At 67.0% G+C, this 13,170-nt stretch carries 18 protein-coding genes; 8 read left to right on the top strand and 10 right to left on the bottom strand.

Annotated features, from left to right (window positions below):
• Positions 1-91: 91 nt before the first annotated feature.
• From LCM32_RS18730 to LCM32_RS18745, 4 genes are all read right to left on the bottom strand, one after another.
• Positions 92-1,198, bottom strand: coding sequence for a nickel/cobalt transporter (locus tag LCM32_RS18730; protein WP_412070698.1), 1,107 nt, complete (start codon positions 1,196-1,198; stop codon positions 92-94).
• A complete protein-coding gene (locus tag LCM32_RS18735) occupies positions 1,195-1,845 on the bottom strand; it encodes a DUF1007 family protein (RefSeq protein ID WP_224822615.1) in 651 nt (216 codons plus the stop codon). Before LCM32_RS18735 ends, LCM32_RS18730 begins: the two co-directional genes overlap by 4 nt.
• Positions 1,846-2,082: 237 nt before the next feature.
• On the bottom strand, positions 2,083-2,496 hold the full coding sequence (locus tag LCM32_RS18740) for a hypothetical protein (RefSeq protein WP_224822616.1): 414 nt from the start codon (positions 2,494-2,496) through the stop codon (positions 2,083-2,085).
• Position 2,497: 1 nt separating this feature from the next.
• On the bottom strand, positions 2,498-3,700 hold the full coding sequence (locus tag LCM32_RS18745) for a pyridoxal phosphate-dependent aminotransferase (protein ID WP_224822617.1): 1,203 nt from the start codon (positions 3,698-3,700) through the stop codon (positions 2,498-2,500).
• Positions 3,701-3,787: 87 nt separating this feature from the next.
• Between LCM32_RS18745 and LCM32_RS18750 the strand changes: the two genes are divergently transcribed.
• From LCM32_RS18750 to LCM32_RS18760, 3 genes are all read left to right on the top strand, one after another.
• Positions 3,788-4,186 (top strand): helix-turn-helix domain-containing protein, encoded by a 399-nt coding sequence (locus tag LCM32_RS18750; RefSeq protein ID WP_224822667.1) that lies wholly within the window; start codon positions 3,788-3,790, stop codon positions 4,184-4,186.
• Positions 4,183-4,467, top strand: a complete 285-nt coding sequence (locus LCM32_RS18755) for a succinate dehydrogenase assembly factor 2 (protein WP_224822618.1) — start codon at positions 4,183-4,185, stop codon at positions 4,465-4,467. The genes LCM32_RS18750 and LCM32_RS18755 overlap by 4 nt, the downstream gene beginning before the upstream one ends.
• Before the next feature lie 99 nt (positions 4,468-4,566).
• Positions 4,567-5,067 (top strand): MarR family winged helix-turn-helix transcriptional regulator, encoded by a 501-nt coding sequence (locus tag LCM32_RS18760; protein ID WP_224822619.1) that lies wholly within the window; start codon positions 4,567-4,569, stop codon positions 5,065-5,067.
• A gap of 135 nt (positions 5,068-5,202) precedes the next feature.
• On the opposite strand, the gene LCM32_RS18765 is transcribed toward LCM32_RS18760, so the two are convergent.
• From LCM32_RS18765 to LCM32_RS18785, 5 genes are all read right to left on the bottom strand, one after another.
• On the bottom strand, positions 5,203-5,994 hold the full coding sequence (locus tag LCM32_RS18765; RefSeq protein ID WP_224822620.1) for a DUF1194 domain-containing protein: 792 nt from the start codon (positions 5,992-5,994) through the stop codon (positions 5,203-5,205).
• A complete protein-coding gene (locus LCM32_RS18770; RefSeq protein ID WP_318246203.1) occupies positions 5,991-6,740 on the bottom strand; it encodes a DUF1194 domain-containing protein in 750 nt (249 codons plus the stop codon). Before LCM32_RS18770 ends, LCM32_RS18765 begins: the two co-directional genes overlap by 4 nt.
• Entirely contained in the window at positions 6,734-7,162 is a 429-nt protein-coding gene (locus LCM32_RS18775; protein WP_224822621.1) for a VOC family protein, read from the bottom strand. Before LCM32_RS18775 ends, LCM32_RS18770 begins: the two co-directional genes overlap by 7 nt.
• A 116-nt stretch (positions 7,163-7,278) precedes the next feature.
• Positions 7,279-8,664 (bottom strand): hypothetical protein, encoded by a 1,386-nt coding sequence (locus LCM32_RS18780; protein WP_224822622.1) that lies wholly within the window; start codon positions 8,662-8,664, stop codon positions 7,279-7,281.
• Positions 8,665-8,735: 71 nt separating this feature from the next.
• Positions 8,736-9,830, bottom strand: coding sequence for a hypothetical protein (locus tag LCM32_RS18785; RefSeq protein ID WP_224822623.1), 1,095 nt, complete (start codon positions 9,828-9,830; stop codon positions 8,736-8,738).
• A gap of 212 nt (positions 9,831-10,042) precedes the next feature.
• On the opposite strand from LCM32_RS18785, the gene thyX reads away from it, so the two are divergent.
• The 4 genes from thyX (at position 10,043) to LCM32_RS18805 (ending at position 12,333) form a co-directional block, all read left to right on the top strand.
• Positions 10,043-10,948 (top strand): FAD-dependent thymidylate synthase, encoded by a 906-nt coding sequence (gene thyX, locus LCM32_RS18790; protein WP_224822624.1) that lies wholly within the window; start codon positions 10,043-10,045, stop codon positions 10,946-10,948.
• A gap of 154 nt (positions 10,949-11,102) precedes the next feature.
• Positions 11,103-11,501 (top strand): DUF2177 family protein, encoded by a 399-nt coding sequence (locus LCM32_RS18795; protein ID WP_224822625.1) that lies wholly within the window; start codon positions 11,103-11,105, stop codon positions 11,499-11,501.
• Positions 11,502-11,601: 100 nt separating this feature from the next.
• Positions 11,602-11,883, top strand: a complete 282-nt coding sequence (locus LCM32_RS18800) for a hypothetical protein (protein ID WP_224822626.1) — start codon at positions 11,602-11,604, stop codon at positions 11,881-11,883.
• A gap of 114 nt (positions 11,884-11,997) precedes the next feature.
• A complete protein-coding gene (locus tag LCM32_RS18805; protein ID WP_224822627.1) occupies positions 11,998-12,333 on the top strand; it encodes a hypothetical protein in 336 nt (111 codons plus the stop codon).
• A 68-nt stretch (positions 12,334-12,401) separates the two neighbouring features.
• Here LCM32_RS18805 and LCM32_RS18810 read toward each other — a convergent pair whose 3' ends face one another.
• The gene (locus tag LCM32_RS18810) at positions 12,402-12,608 is read right to left on the bottom strand and encodes a cold-shock protein (protein WP_222492050.1); all 207 of its coding nucleotides are present in this window, start codon (positions 12,606-12,608) and stop codon (positions 12,402-12,404) included.
• 211 nt (positions 12,609-12,819) lie between these two features.
• On the opposite strand from LCM32_RS18810, the gene LCM32_RS18815 reads away from it, so the two are divergent.
• Positions 12,820-13,137 carry an arsenate reductase family protein gene (locus LCM32_RS18815; protein ID WP_224822628.1) on the top strand — a complete coding sequence of 106 codons (318 nt, stop codon included), beginning with the start codon at positions 12,820-12,822 and terminating at the stop codon, positions 13,135-13,137.
• The last annotated feature ends 33 nt before the right edge of the window (positions 13,138-13,170 follow it).

Genomic DNA, 13,170 nt, shown 5'->3' on the forward strand with positions numbered 1-13,170 from the left:
AGCGGGGGCAATGTCGTGGTGCGGCACGTGGGCCGGGCAGCCTGTCGTCGCGGCGTGGCTCCGCGGCTCAGTTCGGGGCTCAGTTCGGGCCTCAGAGGGAGGGCAGCAGCATCTGCAGCGCCAGCAGGGCGATCATCAGCCCGGCGGCCAGTTCCAGCGTGGCGAGGGCGCGGGCGCCGTGGCGGGCGTCGGGCAGGGCCTCGGCCAGCCGGGCGCGGGTGCTGTCGCGCAGCGCGACCGAGATCAGTGCCACCGCCACGGTCAGGCTGGCGGTGCCGAGCCCCATGACGAAGGCCCCCGCGATGCCCGCGCCGGTCAGCCCCATGCGCCACGTCAGGATCAACAGGAAGAGCGCCCCGGTGCAGGGCCGGATCGCGATCGCGCCCACCAGAAGGACGGCATCGCGCAGGCCGTGGACCTTCTCGGCGTCCTCGGGGGAGGGGCCGTGGACATGCCCGCAGGAACAGGTCGCGCCATGGGTATGGTCGTGGGCATGATCGTGGACATGCGCATGGGCGTGAGGGGACGTACGGGGCGTTGCCTCCGCCGCCTCGGGGGGATGCGCTTCGTGGGCGTGGGCGTGGGCGTGGGCGTGGGCGTGGGCGTGGGCGTGGGCGTGGGCGTGGGCGTGGGCGTTCCGCGCGCCGCGCAGGCTCCGCCACAGGTGCCGCAGGCCGCGCAGCGCCAGCCAGAGGCCGATCATCCCCACGGCGGCGTAGGAGGCGGGGGCGAGCCAGTCCTCGGCCAGTCCCACGGTTTCCTCTCGCCCCCAGCCCAGCACGGTTAGCGCGCCATAGACCACCAGCACCGCCATGGCGGCCTGCCCGAGGCTCGACAGGACGGCCAGCAGCGACAGTCGCAGCGCGGCCACGGGCCGTCCGAGGCCATAGCCTCCGAGCAGCAGCTTGCCGTGCCCCGGACCGGCGGCGTGGAAGAACCCATAGGCAAAGCAGAGCGTCATCAGCCCGGTCATCGCCGCCGGATCGCCGCCTTTCAGCCGCCGGATCGTGCCGGCCATGGCGTTCTGGACGTCGCGCTGGTTGGCCGCCGCCCAGCGGGAAATCCGCTCCGCCCCGCCAAAGCCCCAGAGCCAGAGCGCGACACCGGCGCAGGCCAGCGGCACCAGCAGCCAGAGCCACCGCATCCACCGCATCCGGGGCCGCGAGGTGGGCGCGCGGAACGTGTCGTGCAGGCTCATGAAGCCTCCGCGCAGGTCAGGCGGATGGTGTCGGCGAAGGCCTCGCCCACCTCGGGGAAATCGTCGGTCTCGGCGGGGCGCCCGTCGAGGGCCGCGTTCATCTGGGCCGTGGCCGCGTCGAGGTCCACCTTGGTCACCGCCACGGCGCAGCCTGCGCCCGCGCTCAGCGGGCGGGTCAGGTCATAGGCGGTGTAGAAGGTGGGATCGTAGGCCTTGGCGGTCAGGGCCGCGCCGTTGAGCGCCAGCGGACCCTCCGCGAGCGGGCGGAAATGCCGGGTCTCGATATGCGGTCCGTCCATCCGGGTGGACAGCGGCTGCGGCGGGCCCAGCTTCACCGGGGTGCCATCCACCGAGAGGTAGAGATCGCCCGCGTAGCCCTCCATCCACTGCATGTCGAAGCCCTGCAGCTGCGCCTGTTCCGCCTCGGTCAAAACGCCGTCGTAGTCCGCGTCCAGCGACATGTCCTCGAGGATCAACAGGGAATAGAGCTCGTCGTAGGACCAGAGCACCTCGACCCCGGTCAGACGCCCTGCGTCATCGGTGACGAAGGTCAGCCCGGTGTCCACGAAGATATGAGGATGCGCCCCGGCCATGGCAGGCCAGAGGGTACAGGCGGCAAGCAGGAGAGGGCGCAGGCGAAGAGGCATGGCAGATGTCTAGCCCGCCTGCCCGCGCCGAGAAAGCCCCGCAGTGCAAGGGCCGATCACGATGGCGCCAAGCCGCCCATAGGGAGGGGGCGGTGCCTCGGGGGAGGGCACCGGCACTGCGTGCGGGCCGTCCCCCGCAGGGCGCGGGAGGCGTGACGACAGAACCGGGACGATGGGTGCGTCGCGGCGGGGCGATCCCGGCCACGGGCGCAGGGGGGGCAAGGACCGGCTGCCGGATCACTCGTCCCGGCGTTCCTTCATCAGTCGCTCGGCCTTGCGGCGCACGAGGACCGAACGCAGGTCGTGCATGGCCATGAGAAGCTGGTCGGTCACCGCCTCCAGCTGCAGGTCGCCTGCCTTGGACTGCGCCCATTGCGCGGTCAGGTTCAGGTGATCCACGGTGCGCAGGATGTCGTCCAGCTCCCGCGCGGCGAGGAGTTCGGCGCGGTCGGTCATCCAGTCGCGGATGGCCTCCTCGTCGGCCTCGGTCAGTTTGCGATCCCCGTGGGCCCGGATCTCGCCGTTGCGCAGGTTGGCGATGGCGATCTGCTCCATCTCGATCCGGCGTTGCCGGTCATCCGGGTCGATCCGGAAGACGAAGGCCCCGTTGTCCCGGACGCGAAAATAGTACTCGGGCAGATCGCCAGCCATGTCAGCTCAGCCCTTCGCAGAAGCCGGCGATGCGGCGGCCCGCTTCGACCAGCGTCTCGTCCGAGCAGGCGTAGGAAATGCGGAAGGCAGGCGCGAGGCCGAAGGCCGCGCCAAAGACCACGGCCACGCCGGTGTCTTCCAGAAGGCATTTCACGAAGGTCTCGTCATCGGTGATCTTGACGCCGGACTTGGTGGTCTTGCCGATCAGCCCCTTGATCGAGGGGTAGACGTAGAAGGCCCCGGCCGGCATCGGGCATTCGATGCCCTCGATGTCGTTCAGGATCTTCACGATCAGGTCGCGGCGCCGCTTGAAGACGACGTTGTTGGTGGGGATGAAGTCCTGCGTGCCGTTCAGCGCCTCGACGGCGGCCCACTGCGAGATGGTGCAGGGGTTCGAGGTCGACTGCGACTGGATCTTGCGCATGGCCTTGATCAGCGCGACGGGGCCCGCGGCATAGCCGATGCGCCAGCCGGTCATGGCATAGGCCTTGGAGACGCCGTTCACCGTCAGGGTGCGGTCATAGAGCTCGGGCTCGACCTGCGCCATGGTGGCGAAGTCGAAGTCTTCGTAGAGCAGGTGCTCGTACATGTCGTCGGCCATGACCCAGACGTGCTTCTCGCGCTTCAGCACATCGGTCAGCCCCTTGATCTCTTCCGGGGTGTAGACCGCGCCGGTCGGGTTCGACGGCGAGTTGAAGATGATCCACTTGGTCTTGGGGGTGATCGCGGCCTTCAGGGCCTCGGGGGTGATCTTGAAGCCGTCTTCCAGCTTGCCCTCGATGATGATCGGCGTGCCGCCGGCCAGCAGGACCATGTCCGGGTAGCTGACCCAGTAGGGCGCGGGGATGATCACCTCGTCACCGGGGTTCAGCGTGGCCATCAGGGCGTTGTAGAGCACCTGCTTGCCGCCGCCGGAGACCGAGACCTGATCGGGCGTGTAGGTCAGGCCGTTGTCGCGGGCGAACTTGGCGCAGATCGCCTCCTTCAGCTCGGCGATGCCATCGGGGGCGGTGTATTTCGTTTTCCCGGCATGAATTGCCGCAATTGCCGCCTCGGAGATGTTCGAAGGCGTGGGAAAATCGGGTTCGCCGGCACCCAGGCTGATGACGTCCTTGCCGCCGCGCTTGAGCTCCTCCGCGAGGGCGGTGACGGCCACGGTGGGCGAGGGTTTGACACGGTCGAGGGTGGTGGAGAGGAAGGGCATCGGAGGCGTCCGTTTGTATAAGGGGCGCCCATGTCTTAGGCTCAAGACAAAGGCCGTTCAAGCCCGTGAGCGGCGGAAAGGACCATGATGACAAGCGACAGCGACAGCGACTGGTACAGCCCCGAGAACGCCACCTTCGGGGACCGCGTGGCCGGGGCCCGCGAAGCTGCTGGCATGACCCAGCCCGAACTGGCCCGCCGCCTCGGCGTGAAGCTCGCGACCCTGCGCGGCTGGGAAGACGACGTGGCCGAACCGCGCGCCAACAAGCTGCAGATGCTGGCGGGGCTGCTGAACGTCTCGCTCACCTGGCTGCTCAACGGCGAGGGCGACGGCGTGGCCGCACCGGAGGAGATGGGAGAGATCTCGCCCGGCGTGAATGACATCCTGTCGGAGATCCGGGACGTGCGCGGACAGATGAACCGCTTGACCTCCCGCCTCGGTCTGCTGGAAAAGCGGCTGCGCACCGCTTTGAAGGAGGAAGCATGATCCCCGTTCCCCAGCCCCCCGCCGACGAAACCCGCGAACACCGTCTCAAGCGGCTCTACATGCGGTCGATCCGGCGGGGCATCAAGGAGATGGACATCGTCTGCACCCGCTTCGCCGATGCAGAGCTCGAGACCATGTCCGAGGCCGACCTCACGCTCTACGATCAGCTGCTGGGGGAAAACGATCAGGACCTGCTGCTCTGGGTCACGGGCAAGGAGCCCGCGCCCGCACCCTACACGCTGATGATCGATCGCATGGTCGCGGTGATGGGCAAGGCCTGAGAGCGTCGCGCCCTGCGCACGCTTCGCTAAGGAGCGCTTAACGCTTTTTTCGCCTTTCTGGGCGAATGTCCCGTCCGAGCAGATCGGACGGAGACAAGAATGAGCATGCACAATCCGGTGGCCCCCGGATACGGGCAGCAGGGCTTCATGACGAGCTACCTGGAGGCATTGTCCCTCGTGGAACGCCTGCACAGGCTCCTGCTGGATGTCATCAAGGATGAGTTCGAGCGCGTCGGCGTGCTGGAGATCAACGCGGTACAGGCGCTCTTGCTCTTCAACATCGGCGATCACGAGGTGACCGCGGGCGAGTTGAAGAGCCGCGGCTACTACCAGGGGTCCAACGTCAGCTACAACCTGAAGAAGCTGGTGGAGATGGGCTACATGCACCACCAGCGCTGCGAGATCGACCGCCGCTCGGTCCGGGTCCGGCTGACCCAGCAGGGGCGCGACATCCGCGACGTGGTGCGGGAACTCTTCGCCCGTCACGCCGTCGGGCTGGAGTCCAAGGGCGTGCTGGGCCCGGAGGGGATCGAGGAGATCACCCATGCCCTGAAGCGTGTCGAGCGCTATTGGACCGACCAGATCCGCTACATCTACTGACGCCTTCGACCTGCGAAGGACAGGCGGAGCGGCGGGTAGAGGGGAGCGCGCGGTGCATGTCCGCGGCCTAGACCAGGGTGGTGCTGTGAGGGCCGCGCCCGGGGCAGCCGCTGCGGAACGGTCGGCGCAGGGTGGTCAGCGCGCCGCGGGCTCCGCCCGGGAAACCGCAAGGACTTCCATCTCGCGCAGCAGTTTTCGCACCATGGCGGCCTCGAAGCTCTGGAAGCCGATGGCACTTTCGACAAAGGCACCGGGCCCGTGCAGCACGTAGGCGCGGAAATAGGCCTGCAATCCATCGGGCGGGTCCATCGCATCCCCGATGACGAGGCCGTTGACCGTGATACCCGCCCGGTCAAGCGTGGGGCCGATCTGGCGCGGGTCGGGTCCGGTGTTGGACTTGCCGTCGCCCGAGAGGTCGATCACCTCGCGCCAGCAGCGCGGGGCGCCCTGCATCAGCGCCTGACCGGCCTGCAGGGCCGCGCCGATGGCGGTGGATGGGTCGCTGCGTTGCCGCAGGGTGGCCCGAAGCTGCGCCGCCACCGCATCCACTGCCTCGGGCCCGGTGATCCGCCGCCAGTCCACCAGCAGGCGCTGGAACTCCGGCCCGCTCCATTCGTAAATCGCCAGGGCGACGGGTGCTTCGGGGATCGCCGCGAAAGCGGCCCGCACCTGCGGATTCTGCAGCGCCGCGGCCACCCCATCGAGTTGCAGCCGGTATTCACGCGGATCGACCGAGCCGGAGACGTCAAGCGCAAGGGCGAGCGCCAGCCGGCAGTCCTGCGCCGCGGCCGGGCCGGCAAAGAGCAGCGCCAGCAGCAGGGCAGGCAGGCGGCGCGTGGCAGGGGTCTTGCCACGACGGGGCGGAGCGGGACGGCTGCGCCATCGCCCCCCCGGATCGGCCGTGCGAGGCAGTTTCAGGCGGCTCATCCGGGGTCTCCCGAAGGGGCCGCCTTTCCGGCGCCCATCTGCAACAGGTTGATCTCGCGATAGAGCTTGCGGGTCATCGCCTCACGGAACTCGGCAAAGCCCCGGGCCACTTCAAGAAAAGCCCCCGGTCCGCGCAGGACCTCGCGCCGGTAAAATTCTTCCACGGTGCTGTCCTGCCCGAGGATCACCAGCCCGTTCACCACGACGCCCTCGAAGGGGAAATTGGCATAGGCCCGATCCGGCCCGAAGCCGTCGTTGTTGATCCCGTCACCGGAGAGATCCAGCACGCGCCGGTCACAGGTGGGCGCACGCGAGAGCACCCCGGCCCCAAAGCCGAGGCCATAGCCCATCGCCGTGGGGAACCGATCGTGGGAGCGTTGGGTGCCTGCCAGCCGTGCCACAGCGCGGTCGATCGCGGCGGGCGTGTTCAGAACGGTCCAGTCGAGGATCACCTGTTGCTGGTAGCGGCCCGACCATTCGTAGGCCGCCAGCATCACCTCGCCGGTGTCGGGCAGCCCGGCAAGGATCGCATGCCGGACCTCCGGCGCATCCAGCGCAGCGGCAAGGCCATCGCGCTGAAGCGTATATTCGGCGCTGTTCACCGAGGTGGACACATCCACCGCCAGCACCAGCGCAAGACGGCAATAGGCCTGCGCCGCGCCGCCCGTCAGCATCAGCCCGAGGGCGAGCGCGGTTGCCAGCGCCTGGCCCGCAAGGGGGCGGCGGCGCTGGCGGGCACTTACCAATGGCCCGTGTTTTCCATGCTGGCCCAGGGCTCGGCGGGGGCAAGCGCATCGCCTTCCTGCAGCAGTTCGATGGAGATGTTGTCGGGCGAGCGCACGAAGGCCATGTGCCCGTCGCGCGGCGGACGGTTGATCGTCACGCCGTTGTCCATCAGGTGCTGGCACAGCTCGTAGATGTTCTCGACCCGGTAGGCGAGGTGGCCGAAGTGACGGCTGTCGGAGGGCAGCCCCTCGTCCCCGTCCCAGTTGTAGGTCAGCTCCACCGGGCAATCCTCGTTGCCTTCCGCGGCCATGAACACCAGCGAGAACCGGCCCTTTTCGTTGTCGATCCGGCGGGTTTCCTTCAGGCCGAGCAGGCTGAAGAAGGCCATGGTCTTCTCAAGATCGAGAACCCGGACCATGGTGTGGAGATACTTGACGCGCATCGTGCATCCTTTCCGTTCGCTTCCCCCGGCAAGATAGCTGCCGCCGTGGCGCTGTCGAGGGGACCTTCGGGTCAGGCTCGCCCCCGTACTGCCCCCGTACCGGGCCCCGAACAGGATCAGTATGCGGTACGAATGCCGATCTGCACACCCATCCTGTCGATGTCGAAGAGATCGACGCTCGACCATTGCTGGGCAGAGCGGAAGGTCACGCTGGGATTGAAGCCGAAGTAGTCGACCTTGCGGAAGGTGAAATCGGCGTAGAGGTCATAGGCCTCGTCCTGCCGGCCTTCGCCGGGCGCATAGGCCGACAGCGGGTAGTCGCGCCACCGCCAGTTGAGACCCAGCTGCGGCTCGGCCCCGAACCAGAGCCCGTCGGGCGCGAAGCTGACGCCCACGCGGACCTCGGAGTAGTCGGCGACGTCGATCTTGCTGGTGCTCTCGGTCAGGTTGACGGACAGGCCGACGACCGCGCCGGTGGACAGCCGGTGCGAAACACCGCCGTTGATCCGCCAGGCCGTCGCATGGGGCGCGCGCGGCCCGGTGGTGCGGTCCGCCTGCAGGCCGAGCGACAGCGCCGTGACCCGCGACAGCGCGATCCGCGCGCCGAGGTTGCCGCGCAGGAAGTTGGCGTAGTGGTCGCCGCCATAGGTGCTGGCCCCCGCGGCGGCGCCGAGGCTGTATTCGACGCGCCCCGTCCCGGGCATCATGCGATGTGCCACCCCCACGAGGACGGTGTTGGTGGCATAGTCGCTGCCCTTGGCGCCGGGGGCGAGGTCCTTGGCCTCTTCGCTCAGCTCGTACTGATGGGTGTCGGCCTGAAGGTAGAGGTCGGTGGCGTGGCGGCGGCTTTCGGAGGCGCGGTAGCGGGTGGTGATGCCAAGCGCCAGTTCGACCCCGGACAGCGCCTGCGCCGCGCCGGGCAGGGCGACTTCGAAGGGCAGGCCGTAGAGTTCGGCCGCGTTGTTGACCGACCCGTTGTTGATGTTCGAATGCGGCGCGATGGTGAAGCGCAGGTTCGTGGACCAGCGGTTGCGGCTGCGCAGGTACTGGAAGTCCCGCACGGCCAGGGCGCGGGATTCCGCGTCAGGGGCCGATTGCGCGGCGCGGCGCAGCCAGAGCTGGCCCCATGTCCGGCGGCCCTCGGTGCTGAGCGCCTGCGCCATGGCCATCGAGGCCGCATGGCGCAGCGCCGCTTCCTGCTCGGGGGTCTGGGAGGCCAGCTTGAGGACCCGCCGCGCATCGGCCTTGGCCTCGTCGGTGCGCCCGATGTTCCGGGCCGCGCGGGACCGCAGCAACAGCGCCTGCACGTCGTCGGGATCGCGCTTCAGCAGGGCGGTCGCCATGTCGTAGGCGACCTTGTCCTGTCCGATGGCCAGCATCTGGCCTGCGGTGGTGCGCATCTCGTCCGGGGTCAGGATGCGACCCTCGGCCCGTGCAGGCGTGGGGGCAAGCAGCGGCGGCAGCGCGGCAAGGCCCGCGCCAAGCGCGATGCCAAGCGCCATGGTAGAACGGCGCAAACCCCCGCCCCAGCCGGCCAGCCGGGGGGCGGGGCGGTTCGGGACGGGGGGCAAGGTCATTGACGGTAGAGGATGAAGCCGCCGGTTTCCTGTGCGGTGACGCCGTCAATACGGGGGTCTTCGCTCTCGACCACGAGCACACCCACGACTTCCTCGGCGTTCTGGCCGGAGAGGATCGCGTAGTAGTTGCCGGATTCGAGTTCGGTCACCGTGCCATCGGAATTGCGGACATCCGACAGGATCGAGCCGACGATCTCGCCGTTCGCATCCGCGTTGTCGGGCGAGATGACCGACCGCAGCGCGGGCATGTAGGCGCCGCCACCGGTGTTGGTGATCGTGGTGCTGTCGTCCACGGCTTCGAGCGCGGTCATGTAGGCCGCCGTCACGTCGTTGCCGCTGATGTCGTAGATCCGGCGGTTGTAGACATAGAGGGCGACGCCGCTCTGGCCGTCGTTGAAGTCCTCGAAGTCGATGTACATCTCGGCATCGCCCTGGGTGTATTCCAGGCCGCCCGAGCCGCTGAAGACACGGATGCCCGCGTAATCGCCGGTGTACTGCGCCGTGCATTCGCCCGAGCAGGTCGGCACCACGAGGCTGACGGCATCGCCGTTGCTGTCGGTGGCGTTCCGTTTGTAGATGAAGCCGCCGAAGCCGTAATCGCTGTAGCTGGCCGAGCGGACGATTGCGAACTGCGTCTGGCCGCTGGTGCTTTTGCCGTAGATCGCCCGGTAGGTCATCGTCGAGACGGTCGTCCCGGTCGACGGGTCGGTGGTCGTCGGCGCGCTTTCATAGACCGCGTAGGACCCGGCCGTGCCGAGCGAGGACACAGCGGTGCCGCGCGAATAGACGTTGTCCGCGTCGAAGGGCAGGTTGTCGACGTAGAATTCGTCCTGACCGGAATCGTTGCGATACTCGTAGTTCAGCGCCGTGCCGCCACCCGTCTCGGTCTCCGCCTCGGAGCGCGTGATCGACGTGTTGGGCGAGGGGCTCGTTGTGCCCGGCGGCAGGCCGCGATCGTCGATCGTGGTGCCGTCGTCGTCCGTTGTCGTATCGTCGGTGGTGGTGTCGTCGTCGAAGGGGTTGGTGCCGTCGCCGCTGCATGCCGAAACGGCAAGCGCAATCGCAAGCGGAAAGACCACGCGATGGATCATTTGTCTGCCTCGTGCCTCTGGTGTCGTCCGGCTATCCTGCCGGTTTTGTGGAAGTTTCCGCAGGGCGTGATCAAAAGTCAATGTTCGTGAAGGACGCCCCGCGGGTGCGAGGGGAAGTGCGGCGGAAATGCCGCTACACGATCTTGTCGTTCCATCGGTTGGCGACCCCAGATAAGGTGGTGCTCGATTCATCTGGTAGAAGGATTCGCCCCATGGCCGTGACCCCCGAACAGCAGGCAGAGATCGACGCCCTGCGTGAAACGCCCCGCCAGACCCTGCGCGCGGTGTCGGAGGGGATGGAGGCGCATCTCTACAACGCGATCCCGGTGCTGGATCACGGCTTTGTCCGCGTCGTGGACTACATGGGCGACGATGCGGCCATCTGTCAGGCGGCCCGCGTCTCCTACGGGCGCGGCACCAAGTCGGTGCAGAACGACGAGGGGCTGATCCGCTACCTCATGCGGCACTGGCACTCGACCCCCTTCGAGATGTGCGAAGTGAAGCTCCACGTGAAGCTGCCGGTCTTCGTGGCGCGCCAGTGGATTCGCCACCGCACCGCCAACGTGAACGAATACTCGGCCCGCTACTCGATCCTCGACCGGGAGTTCTACATCCCCGCGCCCGAGCATCTGGCCGCCCAGTCCGTGGTGAACAACCAGGGCCGGGGCGAGGTGCTGGAGGGCGAGGAAGCCGCGCGCGTGCTGGAGATGCTCAAGCGCGACAGCAACCTCGCCTATGATCACTACGAGGAAATGATCTCGACCGAGGACCAGCAGGGGCTCGCGCGGGAACTGGCGCGGATGAACCTGCCTGCCAACATCTACACCCAGTGGTACTGGAAGGTGGACCTGCACAACCTGCTGCACTTCCTGCGTCTGCGCGCCGATGCCCATGCCCAGTACGAGATCCGCGTCTATGCCGATGCGATCTGCAAGGTCGTGGCGGACTGGGTGCCCTTCGCCTACCGCGCCTTCGAGGACTACCGCCTTGGCGCCGTCACTTTCTCGGCGCAGATGGTGGACTGCATGAAGCGGATGCTGGCCGGCGAAGAGGTCACCGAAGAGAATTGCGGGATGAGCAAACGCGAATGGCGTGAGTTCCGCGCAAACTTCGAGTGATCGCGATCCGGGAATTGGGCATTCGCCGTCGTCCCTAATCGGCAATACGCCCCATCGCGATATGATGCATTTTTCGGTCCCGTTTCGGCGGGGCCGATGATCCATCCCGGCGCCTCGTCCGTATCCCGGTCAAACAACCCTCGGACCTGGCCCCATGCAAACTCTCTCCGTCTACCTTGTCACCGCCGTGCTCTTCCTTGGGCTCGACGCGGTCATGCTCAAGACCGTCATTCGCCCGGTCTTCGAAAGCCGCCTGCAGGACCAGTTGCTGGAGGACCTGCGGATCGGGCCGGCGGCGGTGTTTTATCTCTTCTACGTGGCCGGGGTGGTCTGGTTCGTCTCCCTCCCCGCCCTGCGCGACGGCGCGCCGATGCAGGCCCTGCTGAATGGCGCGATCCTCGGAGCGCTGGCCTATGGGACCTACGAGTTCACCAACTACGCCACGCTCAAGGCGTGGGACCTGCGCATGGTGGCGCTGGACGTGAGTTGGGGCACGGTGCTGACCGGCGTCTCGGCCGCGCTGGGCGTCCTGATCGTGCGGGCGTTCCAATAGGGCCTCCAATAGCGCCCCTGAGCGGCAGAAAGATTGTCAGAACGCCGGAGCCTGCTACACTCCTCCCCAGACTTTGATTTCATTGCATTGGGGGCTGAAGATGTTCCGCACTTTGACTGCCGCAGGTTTTGGTCTGCTGGTTCTGGCCGCGCCCGCCATGGCGCAATCCATCAACACCTATCCCTATCCGGCCTCGGCCAATTACTGTCCGCAGGGGCTTCAGCCCGTGGCGGTTGGCGGGGATATCTCCTGCGGGGTGCCGGATCAGGCGCAGACCTATGACGAAATGAAGCGTCATCCGGTGCAGCGTCGCAGCTATTACACCAGCTACCGCCGGATCGACCCGGAACTCTACGGTTCGAAGTCCCCGGGCGGGTATTGAGCCTGCGTGAGGAAGACGAGGAAAGAGGGGCGCCGCAGGGCGCCCTTTTTACATGGTTGTCGCGTCATCGTCATATAACTGTTACACTGCGTTCAGGCAGACAACAGGCACAAGATGCGAAATACCACGACGACCCGCAGGGCAGGGCGCGCCATCGCGCCGCTGATGCTCGTCTCTCTGACGGTGATGTCGGGTGTGCCGGGCCTGCTGCACGCGCAATCCCCAATCGCAGAGGTGATCTGCGACAGTCCCGACCGGATGCGGGACAGGCTGGAGCGCCGCAACGGCGCCGCGCCGCGCGCCATCGGGCTACGCGGGCCAGATGAACTGGTCGAGCTCTGGACCGATCCCCGCGGGGACTGGACCATGGTGATCACCTACGCAGAGGGGCGATCCTGCATCGTGGCCATGGGAGAAGACTGGCAGTCCTTCGAACAGGATCCTGCCTGAGGCACCGCGCGTGCGGGCCCTCCCTCCCTGTGGGGTGCGGACCGGCGGGACCGATCCGCAGCCAATGTTCAGAGCAGCTTGAGGTCGCCGGCCATCTTGCGGCCGTCGCGTCCTTCCAGAAGCTCGTAGCCGACCTTCTGATTGTCGGCGAGGCCCGTCAGCCCCGAGCGTTCTACCGCGGAAATATGCACGAAAACGTCTTTGCCGCCTTCTTCGGGCTCGATGAAGCCGTAGCCCTTCGTCGTATTGAACCATTTCACGGTGCCAATCGGCATTCCGTCTCTCCTTTTGCCGTACGTTCCCCGAAAATGCGGGGATCATGCGCCATGGCTCCGGCCCCCCTGCAGTTCCAGCGTACAGGCAGCCCGGCACTCTCCATGCCGCACAACCAGCATTTTATGGGGCATTGTAAAAATCAAGCTAAACTGGTTAATCCATGCGGGCCCTGCACAGTATTTAATCTTGGGCCAAAACAGGAGGCGCGCAATGAAGCTTTACGGTCTGAAAACCTGCGACACCTGCCGTAAGGCGCTGAAATCCTTGGAGGGCGCAGACTTCGTCGATGTCCGCTCCGAGGGCGTGCCCGCGGAGATCCTGCAAAAGGCCCACGCAGAATTCGGCGCATCTCTGCTCAATACGCGGTCGACCACGTGGCGGGGTCTTGCCGAGGAGGAGCGCAGCCGTCCGCCGCTGGACCTGCTGGCCGATCACCCCACGCTCATGAAGCGGCCCCTTATAATCGACGGGGATCGTCTCTATCTGGGATGGGGACCCGATGTGCGGGCGGCTCTCGGCGCCGCCTGATCCGGGGCCGGACGGGTAACGCAGGAGGGCGCG

Origin of the sequence: Pseudooceanicola nanhaiensis (genome assembly GCF_020171315.1) — a bacterium.
In the GTDB taxonomy this organism is placed as follows: Bacteria; Pseudomonadota; Alphaproteobacteria; order Rhodobacterales; family Rhodobacteraceae; genus Pseudooceanicola; species Pseudooceanicola nanhaiensis_A.

Excerpts from the sequence above, each read along its gene's own strand:
- LCM32_RS18730 (WP_412070698.1), bottom strand. The coding sequence starts at position 1,198 with ATGAGCCTGCACGACACGTTCCGCGCGCCCACCTCGCGGCCCCGGATG.
- thyX (WP_224822624.1), top strand. The coding sequence starts at position 10,043 with ATGGCCGTGACCCCCGAACAGCAGGCAGAGATCGACGCCCTGCGTGAA.
- LCM32_RS18800 (WP_224822626.1), top strand. The coding sequence starts at position 11,602 with ATGTTCCGCACTTTGACTGCCGCAGGTTTTGGTCTGCTGGTTCTGGCC.
- LCM32_RS18745 (WP_224822617.1), bottom strand. The coding sequence starts at position 3,700 with ATGCCCTTCCTCTCCACCACCCTCGACCGTGTCAAACCCTCGCCCACC.
- LCM32_RS18740 (WP_224822616.1), bottom strand. The coding sequence starts at position 2,496 with ATGGCTGGCGATCTGCCCGAGTACTATTTTCGCGTCCGGGACAACGGG.
- LCM32_RS18780 (WP_224822622.1), bottom strand. The coding sequence starts at position 8,664 with ATGGCGCTTGGCATCGCGCTTGGCGCGGGCCTTGCCGCGCTGCCGCCG.
- LCM32_RS18750 (WP_224822667.1), top strand. The coding sequence starts at position 3,788 with ATGACAAGCGACAGCGACAGCGACTGGTACAGCCCCGAGAACGCCACC.
- LCM32_RS18735 (WP_224822615.1), bottom strand. The coding sequence starts at position 1,845 with ATGCCTCTTCGCCTGCGCCCTCTCCTGCTTGCCGCCTGTACCCTCTGG.
- LCM32_RS18795 (WP_224822625.1), top strand. The coding sequence starts at position 11,103 with ATGCAAACTCTCTCCGTCTACCTTGTCACCGCCGTGCTCTTCCTTGGG.
- LCM32_RS18765 (WP_224822620.1), bottom strand. The coding sequence starts at position 5,994 with ATGAGCCGCCTGAAACTGCCTCGCACGGCCGATCCGGGGGGGCGATGG.
- LCM32_RS18775 (WP_224822621.1), bottom strand. The coding sequence starts at position 7,162 with ATGCGCGTCAAGTATCTCCACACCATGGTCCGGGTTCTCGATCTTGAG.
- LCM32_RS18760 (WP_224822619.1), top strand. The coding sequence starts at position 4,567 with ATGAGCATGCACAATCCGGTGGCCCCCGGATACGGGCAGCAGGGCTTC.
- LCM32_RS18810 (WP_222492050.1), bottom strand. The coding sequence starts at position 12,608 with ATGCCGATTGGCACCGTGAAATGGTTCAATACGACGAAGGGCTACGGC.
- LCM32_RS18805 (WP_224822627.1), top strand. The coding sequence starts at position 11,998 with ATGCGAAATACCACGACGACCCGCAGGGCAGGGCGCGCCATCGCGCCG.
- LCM32_RS18755 (WP_224822618.1), top strand. The coding sequence starts at position 4,183 with ATGATCCCCGTTCCCCAGCCCCCCGCCGACGAAACCCGCGAACACCGT.
- LCM32_RS18785 (WP_224822623.1), bottom strand. The coding sequence starts at position 9,830 with ATGATCCATCGCGTGGTCTTTCCGCTTGCGATTGCGCTTGCCGTTTCG.
- LCM32_RS18815 (WP_224822628.1), top strand. The coding sequence starts at position 12,820 with ATGAAGCTTTACGGTCTGAAAACCTGCGACACCTGCCGTAAGGCGCTG.